The sequence below is a fragment of the Microbulbifer sp. YPW1 genome (assembly GCF_013367775.1).
In the GTDB taxonomy this organism is placed as follows: Bacteria; Pseudomonadota; Gammaproteobacteria; order Pseudomonadales; family Cellvibrionaceae; genus Microbulbifer.
This window is the reverse complement of the sequence record NZ_CP055157.1, coordinates 3,122,573-3,139,681: the sequence shown is the minus strand read 5'-3', so window position 1 is coordinate 3,139,681 and position 17,109 is coordinate 3,122,573. Positions and strand designations below refer to the sequence as shown.

Genomic DNA, 17,109 nt, shown 5'->3' with positions numbered 1-17,109 from the left:
CTTACCGGCATAGGACCACCCAGTCGAGTGCACAGCGCACCTACCCGTAACTCCGGTGTCCAAATTGCCCCAATTGCTGGCGAGGGTGCTGGCGAGAGCCAATACCCGGCCAATTCGAACCCGTTGGCTTCTGATTACTGCCGTTGAGTGTAGTTGAGCTGTACCCGCTCACGACCAACCACCTCCCGCAGGGACTGGATCAGCTGGTCGTTTGGTTCCACTTTCCATTCATCCGCGAGCCGGAAGGTGCCGCGCGCGTCGCTGCGTTCAACTTCCACAAGGATCGGACAGCCGCCCCCGACGTAAGGGCGCAGGCAGGCACTCAGTCGCTGCCCCATCTTGGGCAATGCCTGGGCGCTGTCGAGCTTCAGGGTCACACCGATCACGCTGCCGCTGCGCAGGTCATCCAGTGTGGACACCCCGTTCACGCTCATCTTCAGGCCGCCACTGTAGTCGTCGTGGGAGATCGAGCCTTCCAGTACCAGCAGGGAATCTTTCACCAGCTTTTCCCGGTGCTCGCCAAAAGCCTCGCTGAACACCGCCGCCTCGATACGCGCACTGCGGTCATCCAGGGTAACAATGGCCATCGAATCCCCGCGTTTGGTCTTCATGACCCGCATGCCCACCACCAGGCCCGCTACCTTCTGGTTTTCGCGCCCGGGTTTCAGGTCCGCGATACGGGCCTTCACCAGGTGCTTGAGTTCTTCTTCATATTCATCGATCGGGTGGCCGGTCAGGTACAGACCGAGGGTGTTCTTCTCTCCCTCGAGACGCTCGCGAATCCCCCAGGGGCGCGCGTTGCGGAAGTCTTCATACACATCGCCGTCCGAGGCGGAGCGCACCACCTCCCCAAACAGGTCCATCATACCGGCACTGTCGTTCTTGCTCTGCTGCTCGGCGGACTTCACCGCTTCGTCCAGCGCGTTGAACAACACCGCGCGGGAGTAATCGAGACCGTCCACGCCGTTGGTATCCGGGCCAATGCTATCCAGCGCACCGGAACGCACCAGGGCCTCCAGCGCGCGTTTGTTCACCTTGCGCGGATCGATACGGGAGCAGAAATCGAACAGGTCGGTAAAGGGGCCGCCCTGCTCGCGCTCGGCGATAATATTGTCGATAGGGCCTTCACCAAGTCCCTTGATCGCGCCCAGGCCGTAAATGATGCGGTTATCCACATCCACCGAGAACTGGTAGGTACCCAGGTTTACATCCGGCGGCACCAGGTCGAGCTTCATCGCCCGACACTCTTCGATAAAGGTCACCACCTTGTCGGTCTTGTCCATGTCCGAAGACATGGTGGCGGCCATAAACTGCGCCGGGTAGTGCGCCTTCAGCCACGCGGTCTGGTAAGACACCAGGGCGTATGCCGCGGAGTGGGATTTGTTGAAGCCGTAACCGGCGAACTTCTCCACCAGGTCGAAGATCTTGATCGCCAGCTCCGGGTCTACCCCCTGCTCCTTCGCGCCTTCCTCAAAGGTCGCCCGCTGCTTGGCCATTTCCTCGGGCTTTTTCTTACCCATGGCCCGGCGCAGCATGTCTGCGCCGCCGAGAGTGTAGCCCGCGAGTTCCTGGGCAATCTGCATCACCTGTTCCTGGTAAACAATTACCCCGTAAGTGGGCTCCAGGATTGGTTTCAGTTTCTCGTGTTGATACTTGGCATCCGGGTAGGCCACCTGCGCGCGACCGTGCTTCCGGTTGATGAAGTCGTCCACCATGCCCGACTGCAACGGACCGGGACGGAACAGGGCCACCAAGGCGATCATGTCCTCGAGGTTATCCGGCTGCAGGCGCTTGATCAGGTCCTTCATACCGCGGGATTCCAGCTGGAATACCGCGGTAGTCTCGGCGCGCTTGATCATCTTGTAGGTTTCGGGATCGTCCAGCGGCAGCGCCTCGATCACCAGCGGCTCTTCACCCTCGCGCGCGCGCTTCTCGTCCACCATCGCCTTGGCCCAGTCGATGATGGTCAGGGTCCGCAGACCAAGGAAGTCGAACTTCACCAGGCCCGCGTCTTCCACGTCGTTCTTGTCGAACTGGGTAACCAGGCCGGCACCTGTCTCGTCACAGTAGAGCGGCGCAAAGTCGGTCAGCTTGGTGGGGGCGATTACCACGCCACCGGCGTGCTTGCCCACGTTCCGCGCCACACCTTCCAGCTGCAGCGCCATCTCCCAGATTTCCTGGCCTTCCTCGTCGTTCTCGAGGAATTCGCGCAGTACCTCTTCCTGTTCGAATGCCTTTTCCAGGGTCATGCCCGGATCCGGCGGAATCATTTTCGAGAGTTTGTCCGCGAGGCCATAGGATTTGCCCTGCACCCGCGCCACGTCCCTCACCACCGCCTTCGCGGCCATGGTACCGAAGGTAATGATCTGGCTCACCGCGTTACGGCCGTAATTGTCGGCCACGTAACTGATCACCCGGTCGCGCTTTTCCATACAGAAGTCGACGTCGAAGTCGGGCATGGATACACGTTCCGGGTTAAGGAAACGTTCGAACAGCAGGTCGTATTGCAGCGGGTCCAGGTCGGTAATTTTCTGCGAGTAAGCAATCAACGAGCCCGCACCGGAACCCCGCCCCGGGCCGACCGGAATATTGTGATCCTTCGCCCACTGGATAAAGTCCATTACGATCAGGAAGTAACCGGGGAATCCCATCTGGATAACGATATCCAGCTCGAAGCGCAGGCGGTCTTCATAGACTTTCTTGCGCGCTTCGTAATCCGGCGCGGACTTATCCAGGATAAATTCGAGTCGCTCGTAGAGGCCGTCGAAAGAGATCTTTTCGAAGAATTCGTTTTCCGTCATCCCTTCCGGAATCGGAAACTGGGGCAGGAAGTATTTACCCAGCTGAATCGGCGAGGAACAGCGACGGGCAATTTCCACGGTATTCTGCAGTGCTTCGGGAATATCCTTGAACAGCTCCTGCATCTCCTCCGGGGTACGCAGATACTGCTCGGAAGAATAGCGGCGCTCACGGCGCGGATCGTCCAGGGCACGGCCCTCACGGATACACACCCGCACCTCGTGTGCCTCGAACTCACTGTCTTCGAGGAAGCGCACATCGTTAGTGGCAACCACCGGCAGGTTCAGCTTTCCCGCCAACGCAGCCGCAGCGTGCAGGTATTCTTCATCTCCCGGGCGCCCGGTACGCTGCAGCTCGAGATAGTAACGCCCAGGGAAAATCCGCTCCCACTCCTGTGCCAGCGCCTCGGCCTGTGCATTGCGCCCCGCAATCAGCGCGCGCCCCACATCGCCATATTTGGCACCGGACAGCATCAACACCCCTTCCGATGCCTGCTCAATCCACTCCCGCTCCACAAACGCATGTCCGTGGTACTGGCCTTCCATCCACGCACGGGAAATCAGCTCGGTGATATTGCGATAGCCGGTGGTGTTCATGGCATACAGCGTCAACAGTGTCGGCTGTTCCTCACCACCTTCCTTCAGCCAGAAATCCGCACCGGTAATCGGCTTGATACCGGCGCCCATACAGCCTTTGTAGAACTTTACCTGGCCGTAGAAATTCGTCTGATCCGTGATCGCCACTGCCGGCATTTCCAGCTCGGCGACACGATTGACCAGCGGCTTGATGCGCACCAGGCCATCAATAAGAGAGTATTCAGTGTGGATTCTTAAATGTACGAAGGGTTGGGTCATATTTTTTCTATTTGGTTTGACCCCGGAGGCCCTTGAATTGGCGCTCTGATCCGGGGCGCGCCGAGCGGTAAGACCTTCCCGGGACACGCTGTAAATAAGTCCCTGTACGCTCTGCACCGGCATCCATGCCGGTGAAGGTCCCGGGAAGGTCTTCCCGCTCAACGCTTAGTGCAATTCTGGTAAATTTTTTCTTCGTAAGCCCAAGCTACTAACTGGCTTGGTGCCCAATAATTTCTGACGAAGTGATATGGTCAAATGCGAAGGCGGAGCAGCGGGTGCGAGTTTTCAGGAGCGTCGCAAACAGGATGTTTGCGCCGCAGCGCCCAGGGATGGATTCACAGGGGGGCGCCTAGCCCGGTCCTGAAAACTCGTACCCGCTGATCCGCCGCCACAAGGTCGGACAAAACGAACCACAAAAGGTCAGTCAGACCACCAAACCCGCTTCATCGCCACAGCCCGCTCATGGCACTTCCCCAATACCTGCTTCTTCTCGGCATTAGACATCCGGCCCCACTGACTGATCTCAGTCCCGGAACGAAAACATCCCTCACAGATATCGTCGCGGTTCAATGCGCAAACGGAAACACAGGGAGACTTCACCGGAAACTCGAATTCAGCTTCGGGGTCTTTGTCTTTCACCCGACTCCAGTCACTCTCGGCCATCACTCAGACCTCAACCAACTCTTCCGCAAACCGCTTGCCATTCGCCACGTAGATATCGCTACTGGCCTTCAACAACTCAAACGTCGACTCATCCAGCGACTTCACCACCTTACCCGGGCTGCCCAGCACCAGAGAGTAATCCGGAATCTCCGCATTCTCCGTCACCAGCGCATTCGCCCCAATGATGCAGCACTTGCCGATTTTGGCCCCATTCAGCACCACCGCATTCATGCCCACCAGCGAATACTCACCAATCTGACAACCGTGCAGCGTCACCTTGTGGCCCACCGTCACCCCGGTGCCGACGACCAGCGGCATGCCAGGGTCCGTATGCAGCACCGAGCCATCCTGGATATTCGCCCGCTCACCAATGGTGATCAGGTCATTGTCACCGCGAATCACCGCGTTAAACCACACCGAACTGTGGGGCATCATCAGCACATTGCCGACCACCCGGGCGCCAGGCGCCACATAGTGGCCCTCGCCTTCCAGCTGCGGCTGTTTATCGCCCAATCTGTACAGCATCTGGCCTCCCTCTCACGGTTCTGCTCGCGGACTCTGGTTGGTAGAAATCAGCCGGCCATTATCCAGCCCAAAGGGCGGGAATACCACCCCGCAACGCCGTGACCAACCGGGCATTTTCAGCCGATCAACACCCCCTCAAGGGTCAGTAGCCGCGCCTTCATCTCCAGCCCCCCGGCATAGCCCGTCAGGGTGCCATCTGCGCCGATCACACGGTGGCAGGGCACCACGATCGACAACGGATTGGCGCCGTTGGCCCGGGCCACCGCGCGCACTGCTTTCGGGTTACCGATCGCCTCGGCAAGCTCCCGGTAGCTGCGGGTCTCCCCATAGGGAATGGTACACAAGGCCCGCCATACGGACTGCTGGAACGGTGTTCCGGCCGCATCAAATGGCAGATCGAAGGAGCGCCGTGCACCGGCAAAGTAGGCCTCCAGCTGTTCTGATGCCGCATCCGTCAGCAGAGTAGCTCCGCGCTGCCAGTTTTCATTGACCGGTAGTGGCCGCTTACCCGCCTGCAGGTCAATGCCCACCAGCCCCGCCTCGCTCGCGGCGATACCCAGTTCCCCAAACGGACTGGGATAGATTTCGTAACAGATCATGTTGACGCTCCCTTATCGGACTTCAGTTTGAGCGACTGCCAAAGTAATAGTGCCCCGTAGGCCCGCCACGGGCGCCAGGACTCGGCGCGCAAAAGGGCCTGCTTTGCGGTCGCCTTTCGCTCGCCATCACCGAGCGCGATCAGAATCCCGAGATCGGATGCGGGAAAGGCATCGGGCATGGAGAGGCCGCGCATGGCGGTGTAATGCGCGGTCCAGTCGCCTATCCCCGGCAGCGCGGTCATCTGTGCACAGAAAGATTCGAGATCCGGCTCGTCAAAGTCGATTTCGCCATTCAGGGTGGCCGCGACGAAGGTCCGCAGCGTTTGCGCACGCGTCCGGGTAACCCCGATTTCGGAGAAGTCCGCATTGCGAAGCTGCTCAGCCGTGGGGAACAGCAACAGCTCTCCTTCCGGCCCGGCAAACGTCTCGCCGTAGCGGCTCGCCACACGCCCGGCTATGGTGGTGGCGGCAGCGACCGAGATCTGCTGGCCGAGGATGGCGCGCAGCGTGTATTCGAAGGGATCCCAGGCTCCCGGCAGGCGCACACCGGGGCTTACCTTGAGCACTGCGCTCAGTAGTGGGTCCGCCTGCAGGTGTCCGCGGATTTCATCGCTATCGGCATCCAGGTCAAACTGTCGCCGCAGCTTTTCCCGCAGCGGATACAGTATTGCGCCACAACCCTCGCCGAAAACGCTCACCCGCAGGCGCCCCCTCTCCGGTTCATGGGCCACCCGCAACACGCCACGCTGGCCGAGCAACTGGAAACTGCGCAGGTATTCCCCCTGCTCCGGATCTTCCCCGGCAATTACCTGCTCCACCCCCGGCAAGGTACGCGCGGCAAAAAATGCCAGCAACGCGGGCCAGTCGAATGGCGGACGGTAGCTCAGGTAAATCTGGATCGGTTTAGCGCGCACATCTTCGAGCTTGGTTTTGGCAGACTCCCGCCGCCCCTCTGGTTCACGGCGCACCCTTGATTCACGGCGCACCGCTGTCGGTGTGCGCTGGTAAAGCTCTTTGAACACCGCATTGAAACGCCGCAGGCTGCTGAAGCCCGCCGCGAAAGCAATATCCCCCACGGGCAGACGGGTGTCCCGCAACAGGCTGAACGCAAACAACGCACGCTCCGTCTGCCAGACCTGCAACGGGCTCAGCCCGACATGCTCCGCGAACAGTTTACGCAGGTAACGGCTGGTGATGCCGAGGCGCTCTGCCAGCCTCTCAATAGACTGGGCTTCGCGCTCTGCCCGCATCAGATTGAGCGCGCGTTGCACCGTGGTGGAAACCAGTCCCCAGGCTGCACTTCCAGGCGCAGCATCCGGGCGACAGCGCAAACACGGGCGATACCCTGCGACCGCGGCCTCCGCGGCAGTCGCAAAATACTCGACATTTTTCTCCAGTGGCGGGCGCGCCGGGCAGATGGGCCGACAGAAGATACCCGTGGTTTTCACCGCGGTATAAAAGCGGCCATCGAACCGCCGGTCGCGGGCGAGCCTGGCACTGTGACAGATTTCGGAATCAGGGCGCACGGTAAGGTCACTGGTTGATACTGTGATAGCCAGTGTATGGCTGACAGAGGAACAGGGCTAGTCAGATTCGGAACTGACAGATTGGCCAGCTCCACCCACAGCATGGGACGGAAGGAGGTCCGCTCAGAGGGCTATTCAACGGATTCGGCTGGCGGCAAATTCTACCCCTCCCCCGGCCACGCCCAATCGCGATTGTTGACAGCCCATACAAACTAGCGCAACCTGAGCCTACCTTTCGGTAGGTAGACAACATGGCCAACACAACAACCAGCAAAATTGATACCCGGGAACAGCTGCTCGATACGGCGCAATCCCTGATTCAGAAGGCATCGTACGACGGCTTCAGCTTTCGCGACCTTGCGGAACAGGTCGGCATTCGCAAGGCGAGCATCTACCACCACTTTCCGTCCAAGGAAGCACTGGCAGTGGCGATGCTCGAGCGCGCCCGGGAGGGAATCGTACGGTGGTCCAGCTCCAGGGCGGGGCTGGCACCCACCAAGCAGTTGGAGGCCTATTGTTTCGACCTCTATCTCAAATGGCTGGGGGCGGGCACCAGGCTTTGCCCAGCCGGTGCCTTCTCCTCCGGCTGGAGCACTCTGCCAGCGGATCTGCAGTATGCCGTGAAGGCCGTTTTTCGCGAGCAGCGCAGATTTCTTGAGACCGCACTTGCTGCCGGTATTGCCGATGGCAGTATCGATGAGGCACACGGATCGGCGTCAGATCTGGCCGAGTGGTTGATGGCCGCCGTGCAGGGCGCCCTGGTCACCGCCCGCATCAATTTCGATACGAGATCCGCCAGTAAAAAATCGTGCGAGGCCACGTTTACCCGACTCTGTCAGCAAACGCTGAATTACATCTGCCACAAACAGGCCTGACGGCGAGCAGCTGAAGCGCAGTTTTACCTGCGCTTTTTATTAACCCCAAAAACTAACGATCGGTAGGTAGGGAATGAATACTAAAGAGCACACGGAGACAGACACCACCGCAATCCATTTTTTCCACAGGCTACTCCGCTGGCGATGGCTGGTGATCATCGGCTGTTTTTTGGCAATCGGCCTCGTGGGGCGCTATTTGCCGACAATGACCAAAGACACAACGCCAGAGGCCTTCGTCCCCAAAGGAAGCCCCGCTCTGGCCTATCGCGATCATGTGGAAAGCGTATTCGGCCTCAAGGATCCCATGGTGATTGCCATCACTTCCGACGGCGAACGCGGAATTTACACCCCGGGCGCCCTGCAGCTTGTGCACCGCCTCACGCAAGAACTCACCACCGTCGAGGGAGTGGATCCCGACGCGATTACCAGCCTTGCCACAGAAAAGGATATTCGCGGTACCAGCGACGGCATGCTGGTGGAACCCTTCTGGGAATCCCCTCCGCAAACCTCTGCCGAAACGCAGGCCATCAGGGAGCGGGTCGAACAGTTTCCTCTGATGCTCGGCACACTGGTCGCGCGCGACGGCAGCGCAACGCTGCTTATCGCTGAAACGCTCCCGGACGCGGATGATGAGCAGGTCTATCACGCATTACTCGCGTTAACCGAGCAGGTAAAAGCGCAAGGTCTGCAGGAGGGATGGCTGGCAGAGGATATCGGGCTCTATGTGGCCGGACAGGGTGCGGTTTCCGGCTATCTCTCTGCGTATATTGCTGCAGACGCCAGCCGCCTGAACCCCATTGCCGCGCTGATTATCACCGTCGTATTGTTGCTGGCCTTTCGAACACTTGCCGGGACGCTGCTCCCCAATCTGATCGTGCTGGGTACCGTTGCCGTGGGGCTCGGCAGTATGGCCGCAGCGGGTGTCCCCATGTATGTCATCACCAATTCCCTGCCGGTGATTCTTATCGGTATAGCCGTTTGCGATTCCATCCATATTTTCACCCAGTACTACGAGGAACTGGCCAACAACCCGGAACTTTCCGGGCGTGAAGCGGTTGCACGGGCGATGAGCGCCATGTGGCGGCCCGTGACCCTGACGACCCTCACCACGGTGGCCGGTTTTATTGGATTGTCCCTCGCGGCCGCGTTACCGCCCATGCAGTCCTACGGAATTTTCGCTGCTATCGGAATTCTTGCGGCATGGGCCTGGACCCTGCTGTTGTTACCGGCACTGCTGTCGCTGTTTAGACCGCGAGTAAAACCGGCACCTGAAACACATAAGGCAACGCATGGAATTGCCACAAAAATCATGACGGCATCCGGTGGTATTGTCGCGCGCTACCCGTCGCAGATCTTGATGGCCACCACATTGCTGTTGGTAATCGCGGTGGGCGGTGCAACCCGGGTTGAATTCAACGATCAGCGTATCCACAGTTTTCAGGAACAGGAACCCCTGCGGGTTGCCGATGGGATAATCAACCAGCGATTCGATGGCACTTACTACCTAGATGTCGCGATCGAAACCCCACAGCCGGAAGACCTGTTTCTGCCAGAAAACCTGCGCAGGATCGAAGCGCTGCAAACCTGGATGGAACAGCGCGAGGGCATTTACAACACCACCTCGATCGTGGATTACATAAAACAGATGCACCAGGCATTGCACGAAGGTGACCCGGCCTACCATGCAATACCTGATGACCCGGCACTGATCGCCCAGTACTTCCTCCTGTACAGTGCCTCGGGCGATCCCGATGATTTCGAAGAGGAAATTGATTACGACTACCGGCAGGCGCACGTGCGCGGCCAGCTTCGGGAGGACAACTTCCAGAACGTAGAGCCCATCGTATTGAGTCTCAAGCAATACCTTGACGAGGAATTCAACTCTCCCGCCATTCGTGGCAACAGCACCGGCGCCATTGATCTCAGTTACTCGTGGCTGAAACCCCTTGCCGGCAACACGGCGGCGGGAATGGCACTGGCGCTAATACTGGTTCTGGTTTCCTCTACCCTCTTTTTCCGCTCCCTGGTATTGGGGCTGATTGCCACACTGCCCGTCGCCTTCTCGGTACTGATGGTGTTTGCAATCATGGGTTATACCGGCATCTGGATCGGCATCGGTACATCGATGTTTGCGGCCATTGCGATCGGCCTGGGGGTCGACTTTGCGATTCATACCATCGACCGGCTACGCACGTTGATCCGCGATCAGCACCTCGAATACGGGGAGGCTGTCGCCATCCTGTTTCCGAGTACGGGCCGTGCGCTGCTGTTCAACCTGCTGGCGTTGGCACTGGGTTTCGGGGTACTGATGACTTCCAAAGTGCCACCACTGCAAGACTTCGGACTGCTCGTCGCCATCGCCGTGCTGACCAGTTTTGTGATCAGCATGACCAGTATGACGGCACTGATTGGTGTACTGCGACCCCGTGCACTTTTTGCAAAGCGAGAAAAATCTACCACCAGGCTTTCAACACCGCTGGTCCAGCAGGGATTCGCGCACATCGGATTGCTGAAACTGCTGGCCACGCTCTCTCTGTTCGCCTTTGCGATTCCCAGCGTGGCGGACGACAGCAATGCGGGCCTGCAGATCATGCAAGCAGTGTATGAACGGCCGGAAGGCATTACCCAGCGTGCCAACCTCACCCTGGAACTTACCGATCGCCGCGGCAGAAAGCGGGTTCAGCAGACCATCGTTCTGCGCAAATATTTCGGTAAAGACAAGCGGCAAGTGCTGTATTACCTGGAACCAACCAATGTGCGCGACACTGCGTTTCTTACATACGATTACGCCGACCCCGCTACCGAAGACGAGCAGTGGCTGTACTTGCCCGCACTGCGTAAAACACGACGTATCTCTGCGTCAGACCGCGGTGACTATTTTCTCGGAACCGACCTGACTTACGAAGAGATGAAACGCCAGAACAAGATTTCCCTGAAAGACTGGCGCTTCACTCACGTCGGTGAATCTGAAGTCGACGGTATCAAAACCGTCACCGTCGAGGGCACCCCCATCACAGAACAGGTCGCCGACGAACTGGGATACGGGCGCGCCAGGTGGTATATCGATCCGGCCACAAACACCATCCGCCGCTCCGAGAACTTCGACATCCAGGGCAACCCATTAAAAACAGCGTTATTCAACGATATTCGCGAAATCGACGGTATATGGACGGTGCACGAAATCACCGTCGACAACCATAAAACCGGCCATCAGACTCATTTGCAGATCACGGACGTGGCCTACGAAATACCTCTGGATGATGACAGCTTTGAAGAGCGCACACTCCGTCGGGGAGTACGCCAGTGAGTGGCGTAACCAGGAAAATTACTGCGGGCTGTATCTTCGTTTTGATGGGTCCGATCAGCGAAGCATCCGTGCGGGTCGGTGGCATCGTGAGTGCAACCCACGCGGTACAGACCACCGATGCGGATGCCCAGAAAAGCGAGGTCATCATCCTGCCCCAGCTGGAATGGCGCAGCCCGTTCGGGATAGACCTCACCGCCATCGCTCGTATTCGGGCCGACGGCCAGAACCGGCTGGAACCTGGCGAGCCGGATCAGGCAGCAATATCCTCCTGGTCACGCCGAGCTTTTTTAGGCTCGCACGCGGAAGCAGAATTGCGTGAATTTTATATTGAGGCGTACCCCTTCGGCACTTATCTCAAGCTGGGCAAGCAACAGATTGTGTGGGGACAGACCGATGGCCTGAAGGTACTCGACCGCGTCAATCCCCAGCGCTATCGCGAGTTTATTCTGGAAGACTTTGAAAGTTCCCGAATCCCGCTTTGGGCGGCCAAATGGGAATTTTCAATGAATAAAGACTGGGACGGGCAGCTGATCCTGCTGCCCGACCAAACCTATCACGAAGTGCCCGCTGCGGGCGCGGCCTATGCCCCCACGTCTCCGGAACTTGCAGTAACACGGTCGGATCGCCCCGTCACTGGCTACAACCTGGAGAAGCCAGATCGCATATTGGCGGATGCCGACTGGGGATTACAGCTGTCTACCCGCGTGCGCGGCTGGGATGTCAGCCTGAACTACCTCTACCACTATGCCGATACGCCGGTAATTCGACTGTTCGAGCAGGAGAGCGGTGTGCATGTCCACGGGTTCTACGAGCGCACCCACACTTTCGGCGGCTCCGCTTCCAATGCCTTTGGTGATTTCACCCTGCGAACGGAAATGGGGTACACCACGAATCGCTATATCCAGGCGCCGGCGGCTGTGGAGCAAGACGGTGTGATCCGCGGAGGCGAATTTACCTACGCCCTCGGAGTGGACTGGATGGGACTCAGTGACACTCTGGTATCGGTGCAGCTGATTCAGAGCTGGTTTGATCGGGACGGCATACCAGCCGTTCGCGACACCATGGAAACCGACGCAACGCTATTGGTCGAACGCACTTTCCTCAACGAGGTGCTGACGCTCCGCAATCAGTTGATCCAGGACATCGACACGGGCGATGGCCTGCTCTCCGTGGAACTCGCCTACGACTACCTCGCAAATCTCGAACTGCGTATCGAAGCCAACGTGTTTTACGGCAGCCAGCACGGACGTTTCGGCCAGTTTGATGCCCGCGACCATTTACTTGTCGGCTTCGACTACGGCTTTTAAGGAGTCACAGCATGCTAAACAGACTTGTGCCCGCGCTGATTGGCGGTGCCAGCCATATCGCTCCTCGCACCATCGGCAACTGGGCCGCAACTCAGGTACAGATACCTCGCCGCACCCGCAAGGGCCGCGCGATGCTGGCCGAACCCGATAGTCTCTGGCATCGGCAAGAGGGCTGCTTTCGCCGCTGGGGCTCCAGCACGCAACCCGTAGCCTTAATGATCCACGGCTGGGAAGGTCACCACAGCCAGTTACATATCATTGGCAGCGCACTGCGGAAGAAAGGATTTGCCGTGGTTACGGTGGACCCGCCGGCCCACGGGGACGCAGACGGAGATAAAGCATCGCCGCAACACTTTGCCGACGCCCTCAAGGCCGCAGCAGCTATTGTGGGGCCAATCAAACTCTTGGTCGGTCACTCCATGGGAGGCCTGGCGGCAACGCTGGCTGTACGTCAGGGACTGGATGCCTCGCACCTGGTAACCATCTCCGCCCCTGCGGATGTGGCTTCGACCATCACTGGTATAGCGGACTGGCTACGCCTGTCGCCGGCGGCACGGCGATATATGCTGGAAAATATTGAAAGGTTTGCGGGCGTGGCAATCACCCAGGTAGATGTGGAAAACACGCTTTCTAACTTCAGCGGCCAATTACTGGTTACTCACGACCGCAAGGATCGCAAAATCTCCGTCGAACACGCGGAGCGAATCAGGAACAACCGGCCAAACGCACAATTGTTCCTGACCTCAGGATTGGGACACACACGTTTACTCGAGGATAACGCGCTGTGTGAAAAAATCCTGAATTTCGCGGATAGCGCTACGGCTTACTGAATACCCAGTACTTCCTTACCCTGGATAAAGGTGACGTCCACCGGAATACTGGCGTCTTTGAGACGGTCCAGATCTGCCTGCAGCTCGGTACCAACGACGCCCATATTGTCCAGCAGGTCTTTGGCCTTGCTGTAGTTACCGTCGCCCTGGATGGTCAGGATCAGGTTGGACAACTTGGTCATGGCCGCCTGCATTTTTTCGAAATCGACACTGTACTGCCCGGTTTCTTCATCGCGAGCAAATGCGCCTTCCTGCTTGAAGAAGTTGAAACGCATCATGTTCGCCTTACCGTGGGCACTGGCCGCACCAAAGCGCACGCTGCGGAAAATGCCAGCGAGGAAGGTGACGTAGTTGTCCATCAACTCGCCCTCTTCCAGCTCACCTTTCTCGTGCAGTTTGGTGATCATGTACAGGCCGAGGATGTCCGCCTTGCCCTCTTCCAGCGCGGAGGAAGTTTCCTTCAGCACCTGACGCACATTGCTTCCATCGGTGACGGTTTTCTTGATACCCAGGCCATGGGCCACTTCGTGGAACATGGTATTGGCAAAGAAGGCATCAAAGGTGATGTGCTTGCGCTGGTCTTCGGCAATCAACACGCCGCTGATCGGCAGCAGGATCTGATCGAACTTTGCGCGCATGGCGTTTTTCAACTGCAGGCGACGGGTACCCTTCTTGAGCTGTACCTCTTCGTCGTTGGGCAGGTTGATGGCAATGGTCTTGGAGCCGGCATTGCTGTGCCCCGCGTAGTAGAGCACATCGTAGGCGTTGAGGTCGGAATCGGTTCCCGGAGTTTCCGCCTTGTACTTGTCGTCCACCGGCAGGCCGCGCTGCAGTTCCGGCAGGAAGGCGGCGAACTTGGACAGCTTTTCGCTCCACGCCATGTCCTTCAGCAGCACATAGGACTCATAGGCTGTACGGTAGGCAAACAACTGATCTTCGTAGTTCTCGATCGGGCCGATTACCACATCGATACGGTTATCCTTCATATCCATCCACGCCATATCACTGTCGCGGAACTGGTCGTTCAGCAGCGCGTCGGCGCGCAGCTTGAGGTAACCGGCAAACGCCGGGTCTTCGGCAAGTGCAGAAGCGTCGCGCAACAGGGCCGCGGCTTTTTCCAGCTCGGATTTATACGCTTCATGGTAAGGCACCAGCTTCAGCTTGCCTTCGCCATCGCGACGCACCAGGGAGTAGAGTCCGTCCTTGCCGGGCTGCTGCCAGGATTCAAACTCACTCTTGGTCATGTCTTCGGGGTAGAACTCTGCACCCAGCGGCTTGTCTTCATAGCCCTCGATAAACGGCTTGTTATCGTTCAGACGATCCCAGGGGCCGTAGTTGATATCGGCAAACTTGCGTGCCGCACTATCGTCGATGCCGCTCAGCAGCTCCTGCGCGGGGCCATAGGATTGCAGCCAGAACAGCTGATCCATGATCTGGCTGGCTTCGATCAGCAGGCCGATCATTTTGCGCTGATTATCCGAGAGTGCGGACAGATCCGCGTTCAACTCGACCGGCGCGTAGATATCGAACCGCGCGGGGTCCACCCCTTTGGCGATACCACCCGCCTGCGGACCGGTAGCGGGCTGGACGGTGTTCTGGGACGACTCGGCAACCTGTTGTTCAGTGCCTTCACCCGCCGCAGAAACATCCGCTGCAGTGGTAGATTTATCGTCAGAAGAACAGCCGGCAATAACGGCGAGCGCCAGTGCAGACGCGGCGAAGAGTGCAGATTTCATTCAGATTCCTGCCTGTTAATGGTTTGATCTGTTGTTATTGAAAGTCGGCCAAGGCCTTGCAGACCACATTAAATGTGGCCTCTGGCGTTGTCCAGCAATGGGACGCTGTACACAGGGTGCCAGATATTCGACTGCAAGTATGGGCAACGGGAGGAATTTAGATGGCGCGAATGGGACAAGAACAAACAATTCACGCCAACTGGTGCACAGAATGATAAGTCAGGGCGATAGCGGCTCGGCGTCCAGCGCCTTTTCCCGCTGCTGCATCTGCCACAGGGCCGCGTAGTGCCCCTGCGCGGCGATCAGGGTTGCGTGATCGCCCTGCTCCACCACACGTCCCTGGTCCATCACCAGAATCGTATCGGCATCCACAATGGTGGACAGCCGGTGGGCGATCACCAGGGTGGTCTGCTCGCGGGAGATCTCCTGCAATGCGCGCAGAATGCCCTGCTCAGAGCGGCTGTCGAGGCTTGAGGTTGCCTCATCGAACACCATGATCGGCGGGTGCTTGAGCAGCGCGCGGGCAATAGCCACACGCTGCTTCTCACCGCCGGACAGCTTCAGCCCGCGCTCGCCAACGGTGGTATCAACGCCCTCGGGCAGCTGTGCAATAAAGCTGTCCAGCTGGGCGTGACGAATGGCCTCCAGCACCTCCTCGTCAGAGGCATCCACACGGCCGTAGCGCACGTTTTCCAGGATCGACTGATTGAACAGCACCGTGTCCTGGGGCACCACGCCAATGGCGCGACGCAGGGAATCCTGGCTGACCTCGCGAATATCCTGGCCATCCACCAGCACGCTGCCGCTATCCACATCGTAGAAACGGAACAACAGTTTGAACAGTGTCGACTTGCCGGCGCCACTGGCTCCGACGATGGCCACTTTCTGCCGCGGTAATACGCTAAAACTCACCCCTTTTAGAATCTCCCGCTCAGGGGTGTAACCGAAATGCACATCGCGGAATTCGATGGCGCCCTGCTCCATGGCGAGCTGCCCGGCTTCCCGCTGATCTTCGATCGCCGGTTTGACGTCGAGGATGGAAAACATTTTTTCGATATTAGCCAGGGCTCCCTTCATTTCCCGGTAGACAAAGCCCAGAAAATTCAGCGGAATAAAGATCTGCATCATCACCGCATTGATCAGCACAAAGTCACCGATGGTCATGCTGCCACGGGTGACATTGACCGCGGCCATCACCATGGCGCCACACATGGCGGCGGCAATAATCAACGCCTGCCCGGCGTTCAAGCCAAATAGCGACAGCCGGTTTTGCCGGCGCGCGCGCTCCCACTCCGCCAGCTCCCGGTCGTAGTGATCCGCCTCGTGCTTTTCATTGCCAAAATATTTGACGGTTTCATAGTTCAACAGGCTGTCCACCGCGCGACTACTGCTCTGGGACTCGGCCTGGTTCAAGGCGCGGACAAAATGGGTGCGCCACTCGGTCGCGACGACGGAAAAGCCGATATACACAACCACCGCACCCATCACCAGCAGCGCAAAGCTGATGCTGTAATTCCACCACAGCAGGCCTACCACCATCAGGATTTCCACCAGGGTGGGCACAATATTGAACACCATAAAGCGCATCAGAAATCCGATGCCCGAGTTGCCGCGCTCGATATCCCGGGAGAGTCCGCCGGTGCGGCGGTTAAGGTGATAGTCCAGGTCGAGTCGGTGCAGGTGGCGAAACACTTCCAGTCCCACACGGCGCTGGGCGCGCTCGGTCACGCGACCAAAGATGGTATCCCGCAGCTCGCCAAACAGAACCGATGAGAAACGCACGAAGCCATAGGCCAGCAGCAGCCCGAGCGGCAGTGCAATGGCCGCTGCAGCGCCGCCGGCGCTGTCCAGGTCATCGACAATATGCTTGAGAATAAATGGCAGGCCCACGCTGGCGGCCTTGGCGCCCACCAGGCACAGCAGTGCCAGCAGCACCGGGCGCTTGAATTCCAGAAGGTAGGGAAACAGGGTTTTGAGGGCGCTCCAGTGGACGTCTTCCAGAGCAACGGCGGACTTCGGTCTCGGCATGGTCAATCTCGCTAATACAGGTGCGCAGTATACCTGACCGGCACCCGAACCTCGTTCGGG

General features: G+C 58.6%; 11 protein-coding genes. 4 read left to right on the top strand and 7 right to left on the bottom strand.

Annotated features, from left to right (window positions below; genetic code table 11):
• Positions 1 to 134 precede the first annotated feature (134 nt).
• The 5 genes from dnaE to HUW35_RS12780 form a co-directional block, all read right to left on the bottom strand.
• Entirely contained in the window at positions 135 to 3,653 is a 3,519-nt protein-coding gene (dnaE, locus tag HUW35_RS12800) for a DNA polymerase III subunit alpha (protein ID WP_181252674.1), read from the bottom strand.
• 420 nt (positions 3,654 to 4,073) lie between these two features.
• Positions 4,074 to 4,316: a DUF1289 domain-containing protein gene (locus HUW35_RS12795; RefSeq protein WP_181252673.1), complete on the bottom strand. Its 243-nt coding sequence runs from the start codon at positions 4,314 to 4,316 to the stop codon at positions 4,074 to 4,076.
• 3 nt (positions 4,317 to 4,319) lie between these two features.
• Positions 4,320 to 4,841: a gamma carbonic anhydrase family protein gene (locus HUW35_RS12790; protein WP_181252672.1), complete on the bottom strand. Its 522-nt coding sequence runs from the start codon at positions 4,839 to 4,841 to the stop codon at positions 4,320 to 4,322.
• A 116-nt stretch (positions 4,842 to 4,957) separates the two neighbouring features.
• A complete protein-coding gene (locus HUW35_RS12785; protein ID WP_181252671.1) occupies positions 4,958 to 5,440 on the bottom strand; it encodes a methylated-DNA--[protein]-cysteine S-methyltransferase in 483 nt (160 codons plus the stop codon).
• Positions 5,437 to 6,966 (bottom strand): DNA-3-methyladenine glycosylase 2, encoded by a 1,530-nt coding sequence (locus HUW35_RS12780; protein WP_181252670.1) that lies wholly within the window; start codon positions 6,964 to 6,966, stop codon positions 5,437 to 5,439. The genes HUW35_RS12785 and HUW35_RS12780 overlap by 4 nt, the downstream gene beginning before the upstream one ends.
• A gap of 251 nt (positions 6,967 to 7,217) precedes the next feature.
• Here HUW35_RS12780 and HUW35_RS12775 point away from each other — a divergent pair, with 251 nt between their 5' ends.
• The 4 genes from HUW35_RS12775 (at position 7,218) to HUW35_RS12760 (ending at position 13,285) form a co-directional block, all read left to right on the top strand.
• The gene (locus tag HUW35_RS12775; RefSeq protein ID WP_181252669.1) at positions 7,218 to 7,841 is read left to right on the top strand and encodes a TetR/AcrR family transcriptional regulator; all 624 of its coding nucleotides are present in this window, start codon (positions 7,218 to 7,220) and stop codon (positions 7,839 to 7,841) included.
• A 205-nt stretch (positions 7,842 to 8,046) separates the two neighbouring features.
• Positions 8,047 to 11,148: an outer membrane lipoprotein-sorting protein gene (locus HUW35_RS12770; protein WP_181252668.1), complete on the top strand. Its 3,102-nt coding sequence runs from the start codon at positions 8,047 to 8,049 to the stop codon at positions 11,146 to 11,148.
• Entirely contained in the window at positions 11,145 to 12,455 is a 1,311-nt protein-coding gene (locus tag HUW35_RS12765) for a DUF1302 family protein (protein WP_181252667.1), read from the top strand. The genes HUW35_RS12770 and HUW35_RS12765 overlap by 4 nt, the downstream gene beginning before the upstream one ends.
• A gap of 11 nt (positions 12,456 to 12,466) precedes the next feature.
• A complete protein-coding gene (locus HUW35_RS12760) occupies positions 12,467 to 13,285 on the top strand; it encodes an alpha/beta hydrolase (protein ID WP_181252666.1) in 819 nt (272 codons plus the stop codon).
• On the opposite strand, the gene HUW35_RS12755 is transcribed toward HUW35_RS12760, so the two are convergent.
• Entirely contained in the window at positions 13,279 to 15,021 is a 1,743-nt protein-coding gene (locus HUW35_RS12755; protein ID WP_181252665.1) for a Zn-dependent hydrolase, read from the bottom strand. The genes HUW35_RS12760 and HUW35_RS12755 overlap by 7 nt on opposite strands.
• 219 nt (positions 15,022 to 15,240) lie before the next feature.
• A complete protein-coding gene (locus HUW35_RS12750; protein WP_181252664.1) occupies positions 15,241 to 17,049 on the bottom strand; it encodes an ABC transporter ATP-binding protein/permease in 1,809 nt (602 codons plus the stop codon).
• Positions 17,050 to 17,109 lie beyond the last annotated feature (60 nt).

Excerpts from the sequence above, each read along its gene's own strand:
- dnaE (WP_181252674.1), bottom strand. The coding sequence starts at position 3,653 with ATGACCCAACCCTTCGTACATTTAAGAATCCACACTGAATACTCTCTT.
- HUW35_RS12795 (WP_181252673.1), bottom strand. The coding sequence starts at position 4,316 with ATGGCCGAGAGTGACTGGAGTCGGGTGAAAGACAAAGACCCCGAAGCT.
- HUW35_RS12790 (WP_181252672.1), bottom strand. The coding sequence starts at position 4,841 with ATGCTGTACAGATTGGGCGATAAACAGCCGCAGCTGGAAGGCGAGGGC.
- HUW35_RS12785 (WP_181252671.1), bottom strand. The coding sequence starts at position 5,440 with ATGATCTGTTACGAAATCTATCCCAGTCCGTTTGGGGAACTGGGTATC.
- HUW35_RS12775 (WP_181252669.1), top strand. The coding sequence starts at position 7,218 with ATGGCCAACACAACAACCAGCAAAATTGATACCCGGGAACAGCTGCTC.
- HUW35_RS12770 (WP_181252668.1), top strand. The coding sequence starts at position 8,047 with ATGACCAAAGACACAACGCCAGAGGCCTTCGTCCCCAAAGGAAGCCCC.
- HUW35_RS12760 (WP_181252666.1), top strand. The coding sequence starts at position 12,467 with ATGCTAAACAGACTTGTGCCCGCGCTGATTGGCGGTGCCAGCCATATC.
- HUW35_RS12755 (WP_181252665.1), bottom strand. The coding sequence starts at position 15,021 with ATGAAATCTGCACTCTTCGCCGCGTCTGCACTGGCGCTCGCCGTTATT.
- HUW35_RS12750 (WP_181252664.1), bottom strand. The coding sequence starts at position 17,049 with ATGCCGAGACCGAAGTCCGCCGTTGCTCTGGAAGACGTCCACTGGAGC.